Genomic DNA, 14,317 nt, shown 5'->3' with positions numbered 1-14,317 from the left:
ACATCACGACGTGGTGATGTGCGTGCCGACGAAGTCGATCATCTCGATGGTCTGCCGGATCCGTTCCTCCGCGACCAGCGAGCCGTGACCGGCGTCGTACCGGTACACCCGGCGAGCGGTTGTACGCCCGGAGCATCTCCGTCTCGTCCCGGTAGGCGGTGAGGTAGTCCGCGATCGGCGCGTCGGCGAACCCGAGCGTCCAGGCCTCGGGCCGCAGGCCGAGGCCCAGCAGGGTGAGGTAGCCGCCCCAGGACCGGCCGGAGAGCACCATTCGGGCCGGGTCGGCGATCCCGTCGGCCACCAGGCGGTCGCGCACCGCGTGGACGTCCTCGAGCTCGGTCGGTCCGGGGCGGCCCTCGATCGCGTCGCGCCACTGCGAGCCGTAGCCGGTCGAGCCGCGGAAATTGAGGTGCACGACCAGGAATCCCTGGTCCCCCCAGACGGCGGCGGGCGGGTTGTACGAGTCGTCGTTCCAGCCCGCGGGGCCGCCGTGCACGTCGAAGAGGCAGGGTGGGGCTGCACACCACCGGGCGACCGGGAGATCAGCACGTGGATCGGGCCGCCCGGTCCGTCGACCCAGAGGTCCTCCACGGGGACGGAGGAGGGCGGTGTCGGACCCGGCGGGGTGAGGAGCACCGATCCGAACGTCGAGCGGATGACCGGTGGCGAGGCCGCGTCGGTCCAGGCGAACGCCACGGTGCCGTCCGGCCGGGCCGCCGCGCCCGCGATGACGCCACGCGGGGTGGGCAGGCGGGTCAGCTCCTTGTGCGCGAGGTCGTAGCGGTAGAACTGGTGACGGGCGTGGGGGGTGTGGGTGATCAGGAGGGCGGAGCCGTCCGGGTACCAGGAAGGCGGTCAGCTCACCGGGCAGGTCGAGAACGATCTCCTCCTGCCGGCCGGTCAGGACGTCCCGGAGCAGGGGTTCGGGGCGGCCGCGCCGCTCGTGCTCCACCAGCAGGAACGCCTCGCCCGGGGACGGGGCCGGGGCCGGGGAGAAGGCTCCGGCCCGCACGCCCAGGCCGGGCCCGTCCGCGAGGTCGGCCACCACGGTTCCGTCCGGGCGCAGCACCCGCACGGCCGGGTGCCGGCTGTCCCCCGCCTCGCTGTGCCCGATCGCGATGAGCGACTCGTCCCGGGACAGCGCGGCGACCCAGGCGTCCTGCTCGTGCCGGTAGAGGACCGTCGGGCTCTTCCCGGGGACGCAGAGGTGGATGGTGGTTCCGCCGCGGACCGTACCGCCGACGACCGCCAGACCGCTCGATCCCAGGGCCGGACCCGCCGGGTAGGCCGGTTCCAGGCCCGGGACGGCCGGTTCGTCGTCGCCACCGTCGAACGGCTGGCGCATCCAGACGCCGTACTCACCGCCGTCGGCGCCGGCGAACCACCACAGCCAGTCGCCGGCCGGGTCGATGGCCACCGTGAGGGTTCCGTTCGCCCGGTGGGTCACCTGCCGGGCCGTGCCGGTGCTTTCGTCCCGGGCGTGGATCTCCCAGGTTCCCGAGGCGTTGGAGCGGTGGAAGCTGCGGGCCGGGGCGTCCGCGGCCCATTCCGGCAGGCCGACCCGGGCCGCCCGGAACCTGGCCTTCCACCGTTCCTGGTCGATGACGGGCTCGTGATCGGTCAACTCTTCACTCCGAGGCAGCGGTGACGGGGGCGTCGGTGCGGTGTTCCGGTCGGCGGGCGGGTCCGGGCCCGATCAGGCAGGCGACGCAGAGCAGGCCGCAGCAGCCGGCGAGCGCGATGACCTGGGCCGCGCCGAGGAACTGGGCGGCCGCACCGGCCGCGGCGAACCCGAGGCCCTGCCAGAACATCAGGCCGGTGAGCTGGAGGTTGAGCGCCCGGCCGCGCAATTCCTCCGGGGCGACGTCCATCAGCAGCCGGTCCAGGCCGAGGTGGTGGGCGAAAGCGAGGCCGCTCACCACGAGCAGTGGCAGGGCGACAGCCAGCGGCGGGTGGAGGACGAACACCAGCATCGGCGCGAAGACGGTGGCGGCGGCCCAGCCGACCAGCCGGACCTGCCGGCCCGCGTCGGCCAGGGTGTTGGTGAGCACCTCGCCGAGCACGGCGCCAGCCGGGACGGCGGACAGGAAGGTGACCGGCGTGCCTCACGGGTCCCGCCGCTCTCGCCGACGACCCCCTCCAAACGGCCTCGATCGCCGCCCGTGCGGGTGATGGCGCGTGCCACGGAGGCGTGCTGATGCCACCCCGGCGTGCGCGTACGCGAAGGTTCGACCGCGACCCATTTCTCGCGGAGCGGAGGCGATCGTGCCGGGTGGACGGAACGTTGTTCGTACGGGGCGGACGGTGCGCGCAGCCGCGTCCGTCGCACTGCTGGCGCTGACAGCCGGGTGCGGCGGCGGTGGCGGCTCGTCGCCCGGTGGGACGACTCCGGCAACCGTCCAGCCCACCGGGGAGACGCCCGCGCCGACCGGGTCGCCCGGCTCGAATCCGAGCTCGATCGCCACGCTCTTCCCGGGCAGCAAGGGCAACACGACGGTGGCCAAGGCGATGGTTCCGGCCACGCCGCTCGGCGGGCAGTCCAATAAGACCGTTCTCCTCGCCGCCCACACCACCCCGTCCGGAAACAGCACCGGCACCAGCAACGAAGCCGTCACCGGCGCCGGGACGACGATCGGGACCGTGCACCTGTCTGCGGGCAGCTTCTCGGTGGTCGACAACCCGTGCACCGGAAGGACCCTTCAGCCCGGGGACACCTGCGTCATCACGGTCGCCTTCTCGCCGACCACCACCGGCTCGCACACCGCCGAGCTCACCGTCGACACGTCGGCGGCCGACGCGGACTATCGCGTCGAACTGATCGGTGAGGGCGTGGCTTCGGGTTCACCGTCACCGTCGTCGCCGTCATCGCCGTCGCCGCACTCGAAGTCGCCCACGCCCGGGACCACGCCTCCACCCGGGACCATGTCCTCGCCCGAGGCGCCCTCCGGCGAGGCGACCGCGAGCTGAGGCGACGGAGAGCTGATCGGCGGACAGCCGAGGCGTCAGCCGAGCGTCTCGATCCGGATGTCCTCGTCGTCCCGCAGGACAACGGTCACGTCCATGGGCCGGCGTTTGTACGAGACGAGGTAGTAGCGGGCGCTGGACTTGGCGAGCAGGATGAAGCCCCGGTACTGGTAGCGGTACGGCCCGCCCGCGTCGCCGAGGTCCGCGGAGAGGATGCCGAGGGCGTCGTGGGTGATGGGAGACCGCGAGTAGATCAGGACGCTGACCCGGTCCGCGAATCCGGCTTCCGAGTCGCGGACCGCCTGGTCGTCCCCGGCTTCGTCCGCGTAGCGCGCCAGGGCGAAGAACAGGCTCATCGTCAGCAGTCCGATCAGCGCGGCGCCGGCGAGCCGCTGGATCCGTCCGCCGACCGGCGGGGCGCCCTGCTCCCGGCGGCCGATCCGGTGGAGGCGCAGCGCGAACAGGGCCAGCGCGGCGCCGAGCGCCACCACCAGCGGAGGAATGATCACGCGGGGCCAGCCGGCCTCCAGGAGCGACAGGGTCCCGCGGGTCCACCAGCCCGGCTCGGTGAAGACCGGGAAGCCCAGCAGGAGCAGCAGGCCGCCCGCGAGTGCGCACATGGCGGCAGCGCGCTGCCACAGCGGATTCTCCCGCGGCCGTGCCAGCCAGTGCAGGACCAGGCCGAAAACCGCCAGGACGACGAGCACGCACCAGAGCAGCACCCAGAGCGGGAGGAACAGGGCGGTGGGGCTGACCGTCAGATAGCTCTCGCGCGACAGTTCGAGGTCGCTCGTCGGGATGCCGAAGTGGACGTAGTACGAGGTCGTGTAGGTCCTGCCGATGTAGTACAGCAGGCCGACGATGACCGATCCCGGTGCGACGACGTACGCGGCCTTCTCCAGGAACGCCCTGGTCCGGTCCTCCGATGGCACCGCCTCGGGCCCGGCGACCACCTCGGCGCCACCGGCACCGCGGGCTTCACCGGCGTCACCGGCACTGCGGGCGGCCCCGGCGCGCGCCGCCTGCCGACGGATACGACGAGCCGCGCCCCTGTCGCGCGTGGGACGCTCGGTCACCGGCCATCCAGTCTCATGTCCCGACAACGAGCCGCCACACGGTTCGGTCACGGACGGCCTTCCGGCACCGCCGCCCACGGCTGCGGAGAAAAGATCAGGCACGAGCCCGGGTGATCATGGAGGTCTCTACGCTTCGTGACCACCGGGGGCTCGTGCCTGTCCTGCCGTCATGCCTGGTCGAACCGCTGTGGGCCCGGTTCGCGGCCGTGCTGCCCGCGCACGTCTACACCCACCAGCTCGGCTGCCACAACCCGTGTGTCCCCGACCGGATCGGCATCGATCACGTCATCGCCGCCCTGGTGCACGGCTGCGGCTACCAGCGCGCCGCGGGATCCGGCCGCTCGGACCGTACGATCAGGAGCCCTTGACGGTGGGCTGGGTCTTCTGGTTGTAGATCTCCTTGCCGTCCGCGTTGTAGGCGTGGACGTAGGGGGCCGGGGGGAAGGTGTTCGCATTGGGACCGGTGGAGACGGCCGCGGTGTGGACGAACGCGCCGCCCGCCATGACGGCCGGGTACTGGGTCGGGTCGTCGCCGTAGCTGATGGTGACCTTGGCGACGTCGGGTGTGTAGTGCCCGGCGCCCAGCGAGAGGAACTGCCCGGCGCCGGTCGGCGTGCTGAAGCTGTCGAAGAACGAGATCAGGTGGCCGGTGCCCCACAGGCGGTCGTTGATGAACGTCGCCGGGGAGGACATGCTGTTGCCCTGGAGGCCCTTCGACTCGCACTGCACGTACTGGCCGGCGGAGTTGACGGCGACGACCACGCCGTCGGTGTCCGGCGAGGCGGCGGGAGCGCGGACCGCGATCACCGCGTGGTACTGCGACGCGTCGGAGCCCAGGCAGGAGGCCAGGATCTCCGCGACGGCCCCGGCCTCGATCGGCGCCGTCGCCGTGCCGGTGACCGTGAAAGCGGCCGGGGTGGCAGGCATAGCGGTGACGGACGAGCCGCTGCCAGAGACCGCCGAGCCGGCGGCGGAGGGCGCAGTGGAGGGCTTGCCGTGGGCCGCCTGGTCACCGCGCTCCGCGACCTGCCCGAGGCGCAGCGGAGCGCCCTGGTCCTGCACCCACGTCCTGGACGGCTGCGGGCACTGGATCCAGCAGGAGCGTCCCGAGGAGGTCAACCGCCTGCTGACCTCCTGGCTCGCCTCCCTCCAGGGCTGAATCGTCGGGTGTGCCGGCCGCGTTCCGTCGCAGGTGAACCCGGGCCGGCACACCCGAGGACAGCGCCCGAACCCCACGCCCGCTCGGCGCCGCGCATCCCCGGCGCGAGCATGCCGGTCACCTCGGCGACGGCCTCCGCGGAGGGCTTGACGGAACATCGACCACTAACTCGCTGTAGGCAGCAACTCCGAGGATTCTCCGCCTCGCTGTAGGCAGCAACTCCGAGGATTCTCCGCCTCGCACCAGTCGGCGGCGAAGCCGTGCCGGTACTCAGCCTGCTTGTACGCCGGCACCATCGAGGCTCTCCCCGTCACCGGCGGAGGGGGCGGGGAGAGTCGGCCTGGTGGTCACGGCGTGCTTCCGGGGCCGCCCCTTGGGCCGGCGCGCGGGTTCCTCCGCGCCCAGCCTGGCGAGCTCCTCAGTGCTCCAGCCGGCTGCCTCTGCGGCTGCGTAGGCTCGTCCGTACGGGACCTCGGTTTCGGCCAGCTGGTCCTTGAGGCGCTGTCGCTTCGCCATGACGGCTGCGAGCGAAACGATGGCCTTCTCACGGTCGTCCTGAATCTCGCGCATGCGCTTCAGGAACTCGTCTTCCCTCGTCATGTCGCGGATCGTAGGACCACCGCTTCCGCTGGCTTGGGACCTGGCCACAGCCGTCACCCGTGTCGGTGATTTTCGGCTGCCACTCCGGCGTATCCACTGGCAGTCGGTTCGATCGCGAAGCAGGGTGGCGCAGCAGGGGGTCGCGGCGAGGGTCGCGTTCGTTCCGGCCTTCGGAACGCCGGCCCGCGGAGCCGAGGAGGACCGACGGTGGGTGGCACGGAGGGCGCGCGGCGGCGGGAGCGGCAGATGGGGTCGCCGCGGTCGAGGCGGGTGAATCTGGCGTACAACGAGGCCGAGCTGACGATCGTGCACGAGGCCGCGAAACGTGACGGCATGGTGGTGTCCGCGTGGGTTGCGCGAAAGGCGTTGGAGGTTGCCAAGGATCGGCTCGTGCCGGTGTCCGCGGACGCCAGGGAAGTCCTGGTGGAGCTGATCAGATCGCGTGGGGAACTGGTGCGGATCGGTGAGTGGCTCGGGTCGACCGGCCCCGTCGACGTGGGGGCGGCCACACGTCTCGTACAGGAGGCCGTACGGCGGGTCGACCGGGCGACGCTGCAGTTGATGCGGGAGCGGGCGTCGCGCTGGTGATCCCCAAGCTGGCGAAGGGCGGGAGTGACACCGCGGGGCTGTTGTTCTACCTGTACGGTCCCGGAAAGCGGGACGAGCACGAGGACCCGCGGATGGTTGCCGCCTGGGCGCCGTGGGTGCCGGACCCGGCGAGGTCGCCGGACGCGACGGTCGGCGATCTCGCGCTGCTCCTGGACGCTCCGGTGCACGCTGCCCGGGGTTGCACGCCGGCCGAGCACGTCTACCACGTCGCGGTGCGCGTGGCACCGGAGGATCCGCACCTGACGGACGAGCAGTGGGCCGAGGTTGCCCGGGCGATGATGAGCGCCGCCGGGATCGCTCCGCAGGGCGAGAAATGGGGCTGTCGCTGGGTGGCGGTCCGGCATGCGGACGACCACATCCACATCGTCGCGACGAGGATCCGCCAGGACGGAATCCAGCCGGACCTGTGGCAGGACATCGTGCGGATGCAGCAGCTCGCCCGACAGTTCGAGCTGCGGTGGGGACTGCGCCGGCTGATCTCAGGGGATCGGACCGCGAAGCGATGGCCGACGACGGGTGAGACAAGGAAAGCCTCGCGCCGTCACGTGCCTGGGAGTGCGCGCGAGCAGTGCGAGCGGACCGTTCGCACTGCGGCGGCAGCCGCAGCGAGCGAGGACGAGTTCTTCGCTCGTCTGCGCGCCTCCGGCCTGCGGGTGGCGCAGCGTTGCGGTCCGGGGAGCAGCACCCCGACGGGGTACACGGTCGCGCTGCCCGGTGACCGGGACCGGGTCGACCGGGCGGTGTGGTTCGCGGGTTCGAGCCTGGCGTACGACCTGTCGCTCCCCCGGGTCCGCGAGCGCTGGCAGGTGCCGGTCCCGGAGCCGGAGGTGCCGCCTGATGCGCTGTGGCAGACGCTCGAGCGCAACCTGGGTGCGGCGTCGGATTCGCTCGGCTGCGGTGGCCGGCAGGCTGGGGCCGGCGAGGTCGCCGCGCTCGGCGACCTTCTCGTCGTGGCGTCCGACACCATGCCTCCCCTGGTGGAGCCGAAGGTGCGTGCCTCGGCGGCGGAGTTCGAGCGGGCCGCCAGGGCTCCGGGCCGGCGTGACCTGGACAGTGAGGCGCGGATGCTGCTCCGTTCCTCGGCCCGGATTCTCGTGGCGTCGGCCAGGTCGTCCGGCCACAACGACGCGGCCGCCTTCCTGGGGTTCCTGCTGGCCCTGGTCACAGCCGTAACGGCTGCGCGGCTCTGGCACGAGGAACAGGGCTACCGTCTCCAGGCCGACGCGGCCGGCAAAGCCGGCCGCTCACTGCAGGAGGCCGTGGAGGTGAGCACCGGGGCATCCGTGGGTGCCGGGGCTCAGTATCGTACGAGACGTGCGGGGTCGTTGGCGCCGGAGGACGGACGATCGGCTCTGCTGACCGACGTGGTGACGAGGGCACTGCCCGCCCATGCGTCGGCGGTGCTGGTGGACTCCGCCTGGCCGGTCCTGCGTGAACGCCTCATGGCCTTGGAGCGGCGGGGCTTCGACCCCGCCGCGGTTCTCGCGGCGGTAGCGGCGCGGCGCGAGCTCCGCTCGGCGGACTCCATCGCGCAGGTACTCGTCTGGAGGTTGGACGGGTGGACCGGCACTCACGGCGCAGCGCCGGAAACGCGAGCAGCGACGGCTGCTCCACGGTTCCCCATCACGCCACCGCGACGCCCCGCGAAGACCTCCGATGCGCCGGCCGACGCAAAACGCTTCCCCTTCAACTTCAACGATCCGGAAGGGCCCAGACGGGGCCACTGACCGACAGGAGTTCGCGATGACCATGTCCTACCCTGGCGAGCCGTTCGCCGATGCGGCCGGCGAGGCGGTGCAGACGTCGGCGGCGGCGGTGCGCCTGGTACTGGCCGTCTCCGACGCGGTGCGCCGCGCCGCGCAGCGGAGGTCGGGCCGGGAGCACCCGCTGCCGCCGACCGACCAGGCCGTCTCCGAGGCGGCCGGGGATCTCAAGGCCCTGCTCACCCCTGACCTGGCCTGGATGCTGATGTCCGGTCCGGACTGGCCGGTCATGGCGCAGCAGCTGGTCGCCCTGCGGCGGTCCGGTGTCGACCTGGAGCAGTTCCTGCCCCGGGTGGGGGACATCGCGGTGTCGGTGCGGGATGCCGTCCTGGCCGACTTGGCGCGGAATGCGGCCGAGCGGACGCACGAGTGGGCGGGGCTGCTCCGCGCGAGCATGCCGGCGGGTGCGGTGCGCGAGGCGATCCTGGCCTCCCCCATGTGGCCTGCGATCGCCGCGACGATGCAGGAGCTCCAGGAACGGGGCGTCGACGTCCGGCGGCTTCTGGCGGCCGCCTACGCCGAGGGGTTCGGTGTCGATCAGGCGGTCGACCGGAGGCCTGACGCCGCTCGGCGGCCCGCGAGCGTGCCGAGTCGGGACTCCCTTCGCTCCTACGGTCCGCTGACGGTGGGGCTGGATCTACCGCGGGATCTCGACCTCGGAGACCGCCGAAGGGCGTTGGCGCAGCTGGGTGTGAGCCAGGCGGAGAACGCCCACTTCGTTCGCTGGGTCTACGAGGCGATGCCCGGCCGGGAACGCGAAGCGGCGTTGCTGGTCAACTCCCACCAGTGGCCGCTCCTGGCCTCCCGGATGGCGCGGATGCAGGACGACGGCAAGCCGGTCCAGGATCACCTGGCGAGGCTGATGCGGGACCGCGGGTGGGAGTCCGGCCCCGTCTCCCACCTCGTACCGCGCCTTGTCCAGGCCGCCACCGAGGCGCTGCGCAGGCCGACGCACGACGCCGTCACGTCGGCCTCAGTGGTGACGGACGCTGCCAGGGCCACCTCGGCGGTGGCAGGGAGGCCGCCGTCATGGACGCGCGGCGCAAGGCCTGGCAGTCCCAAGCCCACCGCCAATCGAGGCCCCATCCCGAACCCCAGCGCGGGACGGTCGAGGTAGCGGCACCGCCCCGATCGGCCGGGTCGACGGCCGGAGCACTCGAAACGGCTCCTCCTACGGTCGGGTGGCACCCACGAAGTCGGAGCCGGGCATGTCAGCAACCGGGACCTTCCTGACGACGTCGCCGGTCTTCGGCGCGGAGATCATCTGTCCGTCGCCGATGTAGAGAGCCACGTGGTAGATGTGGCCGCCGCCGTTGTGGCGCCAGAAGAGCAGGTCACCGGCTCGGAAGTCGGCCCGGGCAACGGGGCGGTCGGCCGTGGCGGAGTACTGCTCGGCGGCGGTGCGGGGGAGCCGGCGCGCGGGCCAGTAGGCGTACTGGACGAGGGCCGAGCAGTCCCAGCCGACCGTCGCCTCGGCCAGGCACCGCCCGTCCCCGTAGCCGCCGTCTCCGTCGCAGTGGCCACGACTCGGACCGGCCGGGCTGCCGCCACCGTAGCTGTAGGGCACACCCAGTTGGGTGGCGGCCCGGCGTGCGGCGTCCGGGCCTACGCCGTACCCCGTGATCTCCGAGAACGGGCCGGCCCCCCGGAAGCGGCCCAAGTTGCCCATGATGTCCGCCACATAGCGCTGGGTCTCAGCGAAGGGCGGCACACCGCGGTTGGCCTCAACCGCAGCCCACCCAGCGTTGTAGCCGGCCAGCGCCAGGCGGCGGAGGTCGTCGGCGATGCCTGATGCTGCCGCCTGCCCGAGCAGACTGCACATCAGCCGCCCCTGCGCCATCACCGCATCTCCGATGTCGAAGGGAGACGCTGTGCCGCTGTGGTCGTCATCCCTCCCCCAGGTCGCCCAAGTGCCCGGCATGAACTGCGCAGGCCCTTCCGCGCCGACCGGGCTGCGCGCGTCCCTGCGGAAGCCGCTCTCCTCGAACAGCTGGGCCGCGAGCAACTCGGGTTCCAGGGACGGGTCGTGGCAGTCGTCAGCAGCCCGGACCATCCATGACCGGTACTCCTCGGGCACTCCGCCGACCAACGCGCTGCCCGTCTCGGTGGCGGCTCCCGCCGTCACCACCAGGGCGCACGCCGCGATGACCGCAACGAGCAGCAGTACGAAGGGCACTGCGCACCCGACCAGAACCTTTTTCACGGACCCCCCTTGTGAGGTGCACGGATAGGCCCGAATGGGCGGATGGCCGTGCCTTCCACACCACCAGGGGCGTTACGTCACGTGGCCGACTGATGACGACCTCGCTCGTGGTCGAAAGGCCTCTCTGACAACGCGAGTTACCGATGGAGGTTGCGACGTGGCACCCGATTCGGTGGTACCTGCTCAACAGGTGCGCACCGTACCGAGGTACGGGCTGATGCCGGTCCACGGGTACGACATCGCCTCCGCCGTGGTGCTTCGGATGCTCGACCACAACGACGGCGACGACGACCGGAGCCTGCGCGCCCGCGGTCTCGGCCCGGGAGAACCGGTGCCGTACGGCGTCCAACCGGTGATCGTCGCCCCCAGCACCGTCTACGGCACCGTGCAGGTGGAGGCGATCGTCCGAGAGTGGCCCGACGCTCTTCCGAAGCCCTGGCTCGTCGTGGTGGCCGACGTCCCCGCCCGCCCTGCGGCGGCCGCCCGCTACCGCCTCCGCGCCCTGGGCGGACGCCTCGCCGGAACGGCGTACCTGCCCTATCTGCCGGCGCTCCGCTCGGTCGAACGTGCCGAGGATGCCCTGGCCGACGCCGCCGTGGTGCGCGCGGCCGTCCGACTGCGTGCCCAGCTCGACGGGAAGTGACTGATGTTCATCGCCGAAGACCCCAAGAACTCGGGGCTGATCCCCGCCGCCAAGCCGACCAAGATCCCGGGGATGGACGGCATGGTCTCAACCATGTTCGGCTACGGCCTCTGGCTCCTGGTCCTCACCGGTGTCTGCGCGACCGGCTACGGCGTCTGGAAGCTGGCCATCACGGAGAAGAGCCGCCACGGTGGCGGGAGCGAGCCGTTCAAGTGGATGGGGGCGGGAATCGCCGCGATCCTGTTGTCCGGCTCACTGATCTCCATCCTCAACGGCATCGTGGGCTGATGGTGCGGCTCCGGAGGAGGGACGGACTCGTGTCCCGTGCGGCGCGTTGGGGCGCCGGGGCGATGCTCGCCACCGTCGTCGCCTTGACCGGCTATACGATCCTGTCCCACGACGACCGGCCCACGATCCCCCAACCCGCCGCTGCGCCCCCTTCGCCCTCGCAGTCATCTACCACGGCCGTCCCGGTACCAGTGTCCACCTACACCCTCCCGGCCACCTGGACGGAGCCTGATCGCTGGCTCGCCGTTCCCCGAGGGACAAGCACCCTGAACGGCCATAAGGTCGCCTTCCCTCACAGCACCGACGGAGCGATCGGCATGCTGGTGGCTTGCTCCGGGTTCGACATCGAAGGCTCGACGACCCTGGTGGACGAACAGCTTGCCTTCTATCGCGCCTACACCGCGGCTGCCGATCAGACCTCGGACCGGGAGCAGCGGATCCGGCAGGGAGCGGCGAGGACCGACGCACATGTCCGCGCCGCCATGGGCCTGCCGGAGTCCGGTCCGCTTCCGGCCGGTGCGTGGGTGCGCACCAGCATGGTCGGCTTCAAGCTCATCCAGGCCGGGCCCGACGCGGTCACCGCCCACCTGCTGCTGCGTAACGCGTGGAAACCGAGCGGGAGCCGTCCGGAGTCGATCTCGTACGCGGTGGGGACCATCGGGGTGGTGTGGCGGGAGGGCGATTGGAGGCTCGACCCTTCCGGTGGCGCTTCCCCCGCCCCCGAGACCGTGCCCGAGATCGCTGCACCCGGTGACACCGCATTCAACACTCAGGGCTGGACCGCGATCAGGCAGGCATCGTGAGGCGTCTCCTGTCCGTTCTGCTCCTCGCCTTCATCACGCTGCTCGGCAGCGTCGTCATCGGCCAACCCGCAATGGCCGACGACAAGGACGGCATCATCGGCTCGATCGTCGAAGTGGGCTGTGGCGTTGGGATGGTCGGCATGTACGACTACATCACCGACAGCCATCACTGCGAGAACCTCGGCGAGACCGTCAACGAGAAGATCTCCACGGAGTGGAGGGATCTCTGGAACTCCGCCGTCGGGGAACTACTCAAGGCCGGAATCGAGTTCGTCAAGGGGCTCGTGAGGTTCACGCTGACGGTCGCCCTGCAGGGACCGTCGCTGAGACTTGAAGACACCGGACTGTTCGGCGAACAGGCCAAACTGGCCGGGATGTTGGTGTGGCTGGGGCTGGTCGTTTCCGTGGCCGGCCTCATATGGCAGATCGGACGCATGGCCGTCACCGGCCAGATGCGTCACCTCGGGCTGGCCCTCAGCGGGTGGTTGCAGAACTGTCTGTTGTGCGTGGGCGGGATCTCCGGCGTCGCCCTCCTGCTCAAGGCCGGGGACGAACTGACCGACGGACTGGTCAACCGGACCTTCGGTGACTCCGGAACCGCCACCGGGCACATCGTCGACGTCCTGGTCCCGGACGTGGTCAACCCGTTCATCGTCATCTGCGGCCTGCTGGTCCTCGTACCGGTCGGGTTCGTCCAGCTCGTGCTGATCTTCCTGCGCAATTCGGCGATCCCCATCCAGTGCCTGCTGCTGCCGATCGCAGGCGCCGGGCGGGTCGGCGGCGAGACCACACGCAAGTGGGCGCCGCTTCTGATCCGGTCGATCCTCGTCGGCATCGCCTACAAGCCGATGGTCGCAGTGATCATCTGCAGCGGGTTCGCGGAGTTCGGACATGCCGGAACCGTGATCGAGTGGCTGCGGGGCCTGACGACACTGCTGCTCGGGGCACTCGCCCCGGCCGCGCTGGTGCGGATCTTCGGTCCGGTCGCGGACGAGGTCGGCAGCGCCATGGGCTCAGGCGGGGCGGTCGCCGCCATGTCCGCGGCCGGGTCCTACGCCGCCCGCAGGAGGCACGGCGGAGGCGACACCGAAGACTCCGGAAGCGCTGAGGAGGGCCATGTCCGACCGGTCAGCGCGGTGGAGCAAGCGCGCCGCGTCGAGCAGTCGATGTCCGCGAACCCCGGCAGCGACGGGCAGGCGGGGACGGGAGGCGAGGCGCTCTCCCACGCGGCGTGGAACAACGCCGCGCAAGCGGGCAACATCCCCGCGCCTTCCGCACCCCTTGACGGCACGCCCGGAGCACCGGGCGCAGCGGGTACCGGCGTCGCGGGCGCGGCAGCGGGCGGGGCCGGCCTGACCATCCAGGTGCTGGACGGGCTGAACGACGTCGTACAGCGCGGCGCAAGCGAGATCGGGAACGGGCATGGAGGAGGACGGTTGTGAGTGCCCGGGAGGTACCTGACGGGCTGATGGTGAGCGGTCTGCGCACCCGCCGCTCCTTCGGCATGGGAAACCTGTCGAAGGAGGCGACGATCGGCGCCGCGCTGGTGCTGGCCGCGGACGGACTCATCGGCATCCGCCACCCGGCCAGCCTGCTCGTCACCCTGCCACTGACCGGTGCCGTCGTAGGGCTCGCGGCCGTACGACGGCACGGAATGTCGGCCTTGGCTTACTACCGGGCCCGGCTGGCGTGGTGGCGCGCGCACCGCGCGGGCGCCACCTCCTACCGGCGCGTCCTTCTCCCGCAACCCTTCTCGCTCGACCTGCCCGGCGTGGCCGCGAGCTCGTCGCTGATCGCCGCCCACGACCCCACGACCGGCCGCAAGGTCGGGGTAGTCCACGACCGCTCCACCGGTCGCATGACGGTCTCCACTCTGCTCGCGCCCGGTGGGAGCCTCATGGCCCACACCGGTGCTGTGCGCTCCGGGCTGCGCACCTGGGGCGAGGTCCTCAACACCATGGCGACGGCAGAGCAGATCAAGGGCGCCTCGGTCACCATCCAGATCACTCCGGGCGCGGGCGAGGCCCTGGCCGACGACGTCCGGACCCGTCGTCGACCGGACGCCCCCCGACTCGCCCTGGACACCATCGACGAGTTGGTTCGCACCACGCCTCAGAAAGTGTTGGGTAATCGGGTGATCACTCGTTCTTGAGGTCGTCGGCGAGGCGGCGGGCTGCTTCGGTCTCGATGGGGCCGCGTGGTTCGATCT

14 protein-coding genes and 3 pseudogenes are annotated in these 14,317 nt (G+C 71.4%); 11 read left to right on the top strand and 6 right to left on the bottom strand.

What is annotated here, in order from left to right:
- Positions 1 to 3: 3 nt before the first annotated feature.
- Together ACFVUY_RS10070 and ACFVUY_RS10065 are read right to left on the bottom strand one after the other, a co-directional pair.
- A pseudogene (locus tag ACFVUY_RS10070) lies at positions 4 to 1,642 on the bottom strand (prolyl oligopeptidase family serine peptidase).
- Positions 1,629 to 2,087, bottom strand: a complete 459-nt coding sequence (locus tag ACFVUY_RS10065; RefSeq protein ID WP_387729367.1) for a hypothetical protein — start codon at positions 2,085 to 2,087, stop codon at positions 1,629 to 1,631. The pseudogene ACFVUY_RS10070 and the gene ACFVUY_RS10065 overlap by 14 nt, the downstream one beginning before the upstream one ends.
- Before the next feature lie 217 nt (positions 2,088 to 2,304).
- Between ACFVUY_RS10065 and ACFVUY_RS10060 the strand changes: the two genes are divergently transcribed.
- Positions 2,305 to 2,967 (top strand): hypothetical protein, encoded by a 663-nt coding sequence (locus ACFVUY_RS10060; RefSeq protein WP_387728800.1) that lies wholly within the window; start codon positions 2,305 to 2,307, stop codon positions 2,965 to 2,967.
- Positions 2,968 to 3,002: 35 nt separating this feature from the next.
- Here the strand turns inward: ACFVUY_RS10060 and ACFVUY_RS10055 are convergent, their stop codons facing one another.
- Complete coding sequence (locus ACFVUY_RS10055) at positions 3,003 to 4,040, bottom strand: hypothetical protein (RefSeq protein WP_387728797.1); 1,038 nt, start codon at positions 4,038 to 4,040, stop codon at positions 3,003 to 3,005.
- Between the two features lie 152 nt (positions 4,041 to 4,192).
- On the opposite strand from ACFVUY_RS10055, the pseudogene ACFVUY_RS10050 reads away from it, so the two are divergent.
- A pseudogene (locus tag ACFVUY_RS10050) lies at positions 4,193 to 4,399 on the top strand (IS5/IS1182 family transposase); the annotation flags it as partial.
- Here ACFVUY_RS10050 and ACFVUY_RS10045 read toward each other — a convergent pair.
- Positions 4,395 to 4,967, bottom strand: coding sequence for a hypothetical protein (locus ACFVUY_RS10045; RefSeq protein ID WP_387728794.1), 573 nt, complete (start codon positions 4,965 to 4,967; stop codon positions 4,395 to 4,397). The pseudogene ACFVUY_RS10050 and the gene ACFVUY_RS10045 sit on opposite strands and share 5 nt — an antisense overlap.
- A gap of 127 nt (positions 4,968 to 5,094) precedes the next feature.
- On the opposite strand from ACFVUY_RS10045, the pseudogene ACFVUY_RS10040 reads away from it, so the two are divergent.
- Positions 5,095 to 5,199, top strand: a pseudogene (locus tag ACFVUY_RS10040) (alpha/beta fold hydrolase); the annotation flags it as partial.
- A 270-nt stretch (positions 5,200 to 5,469) separates the two neighbouring features.
- Here the strand turns inward: ACFVUY_RS10040 and ACFVUY_RS10035 are convergent.
- Entirely contained in the window at positions 5,470 to 5,799 is a 330-nt protein-coding gene (locus ACFVUY_RS10035; protein ID WP_387728791.1) for a hypothetical protein, read from the bottom strand.
- Positions 5,800 to 6,006: 207 nt separating this feature from the next.
- On the opposite strand from ACFVUY_RS10035, the gene ACFVUY_RS10030 reads away from it, so the two are divergent.
- From ACFVUY_RS10030 to ACFVUY_RS10020, 3 genes are read left to right on the top strand one after another with little or no spacing between them, the layout of a single operon-like run.
- A complete protein-coding gene (locus tag ACFVUY_RS10030) occupies positions 6,007 to 6,387 on the top strand; it encodes a hypothetical protein (RefSeq protein ID WP_380449828.1) in 381 nt (126 codons plus the stop codon).
- On the top strand, positions 6,384 to 8,135 hold the full coding sequence (locus ACFVUY_RS10025; protein ID WP_387728787.1) for a relaxase/mobilization nuclease domain-containing protein: 1,752 nt from the start codon (positions 6,384 to 6,386) through the stop codon (positions 8,133 to 8,135). Before ACFVUY_RS10030 ends, ACFVUY_RS10025 begins: the two co-directional genes overlap by 4 nt.
- Positions 8,136 to 8,151: 16 nt before the next feature.
- Positions 8,152 to 9,288 carry a hypothetical protein gene (locus tag ACFVUY_RS10020; protein ID WP_387728784.1) on the top strand — a complete coding sequence of 379 codons (1,137 nt, stop codon included), beginning with the start codon at positions 8,152 to 8,154 and terminating at the stop codon, positions 9,286 to 9,288.
- Positions 9,289 to 9,342: 54 nt separating this feature from the next.
- Here ACFVUY_RS10020 and ACFVUY_RS10015 read toward each other — a convergent pair whose 3' ends face one another.
- Complete coding sequence (locus tag ACFVUY_RS10015) at positions 9,343 to 10,374, bottom strand: NlpC/P60 family protein (protein WP_387728781.1); 1,032 nt, start codon at positions 10,372 to 10,374, stop codon at positions 9,343 to 9,345.
- A 157-nt stretch (positions 10,375 to 10,531) separates the two neighbouring features.
- On the opposite strand from ACFVUY_RS10015, the gene ACFVUY_RS10010 reads away from it, so the two are divergent.
- Genes ACFVUY_RS10010 through ACFVUY_RS09990 form a run of 5 tightly spaced genes read left to right on the top strand, consistent with a single transcriptional unit; the run spans position 10,532 to position 14,260 of the window.
- Positions 10,532 to 11,017 (top strand): hypothetical protein, encoded by a 486-nt coding sequence (locus ACFVUY_RS10010; RefSeq protein ID WP_387728778.1) that lies wholly within the window; start codon positions 10,532 to 10,534, stop codon positions 11,015 to 11,017.
- Between the two features lie 3 nt (positions 11,018 to 11,020).
- On the top strand, positions 11,021 to 11,305 hold the full coding sequence (locus tag ACFVUY_RS10005; protein WP_387728775.1) for a hypothetical protein: 285 nt from the start codon (positions 11,021 to 11,023) through the stop codon (positions 11,303 to 11,305).
- Positions 11,306 to 11,334: 29 nt separating this feature from the next.
- The gene (locus ACFVUY_RS10000) at positions 11,335 to 12,108 is read left to right on the top strand and encodes a hypothetical protein (RefSeq protein ID WP_387728772.1); all 774 of its coding nucleotides are present in this window, start codon (positions 11,335 to 11,337) and stop codon (positions 12,106 to 12,108) included.
- The gene (locus tag ACFVUY_RS09995; RefSeq protein WP_387728769.1) at positions 12,105 to 13,550 is read left to right on the top strand and encodes a hypothetical protein; all 1,446 of its coding nucleotides are present in this window, start codon (positions 12,105 to 12,107) and stop codon (positions 13,548 to 13,550) included. Before ACFVUY_RS10000 ends, ACFVUY_RS09995 begins: the two co-directional genes overlap by 4 nt.
- The gene (locus tag ACFVUY_RS09990; protein ID WP_387728766.1) at positions 13,547 to 14,260 is read left to right on the top strand and encodes an SCO6880 family protein; all 714 of its coding nucleotides are present in this window, start codon (positions 13,547 to 13,549) and stop codon (positions 14,258 to 14,260) included. Before ACFVUY_RS09995 ends, ACFVUY_RS09990 begins: the two co-directional genes overlap by 4 nt.
- The last annotated feature ends 57 nt before the right edge of the window (positions 14,261 to 14,317 follow it).

The organism is Kitasatospora sp. NPDC058063, from assembly GCF_042885395.1.
Lineage (GTDB): Bacteria > Actinomycetota > Actinomycetes > Streptomycetales > Streptomycetaceae > Kitasatospora > Kitasatospora lactacystinica.
The sequence above is the reverse complement of the archived record's forward strand: the minus strand, read 5'-3'. Positions and strand labels throughout refer to the sequence as shown.

Coding starts and splice junctions, on each gene's coding strand:
- ACFVUY_RS10045 (WP_387728794.1), bottom strand. CDS start 4,967: ATGCCTGCCACCCCGGCCGCTTTCACGGTCACCGGCACGGCGACGGCG.
- ACFVUY_RS10035 (WP_387728791.1), bottom strand. CDS start 5,799: ATGACGAGGGAAGACGAGTTCCTGAAGCGCATGCGCGAGATTCAGGAC.
- ACFVUY_RS10020 (WP_387728784.1), top strand. CDS start 8,152: ATGACCATGTCCTACCCTGGCGAGCCGTTCGCCGATGCGGCCGGCGAG.
- ACFVUY_RS10005 (WP_387728775.1), top strand. CDS start 11,021: ATGTTCATCGCCGAAGACCCCAAGAACTCGGGGCTGATCCCCGCCGCC.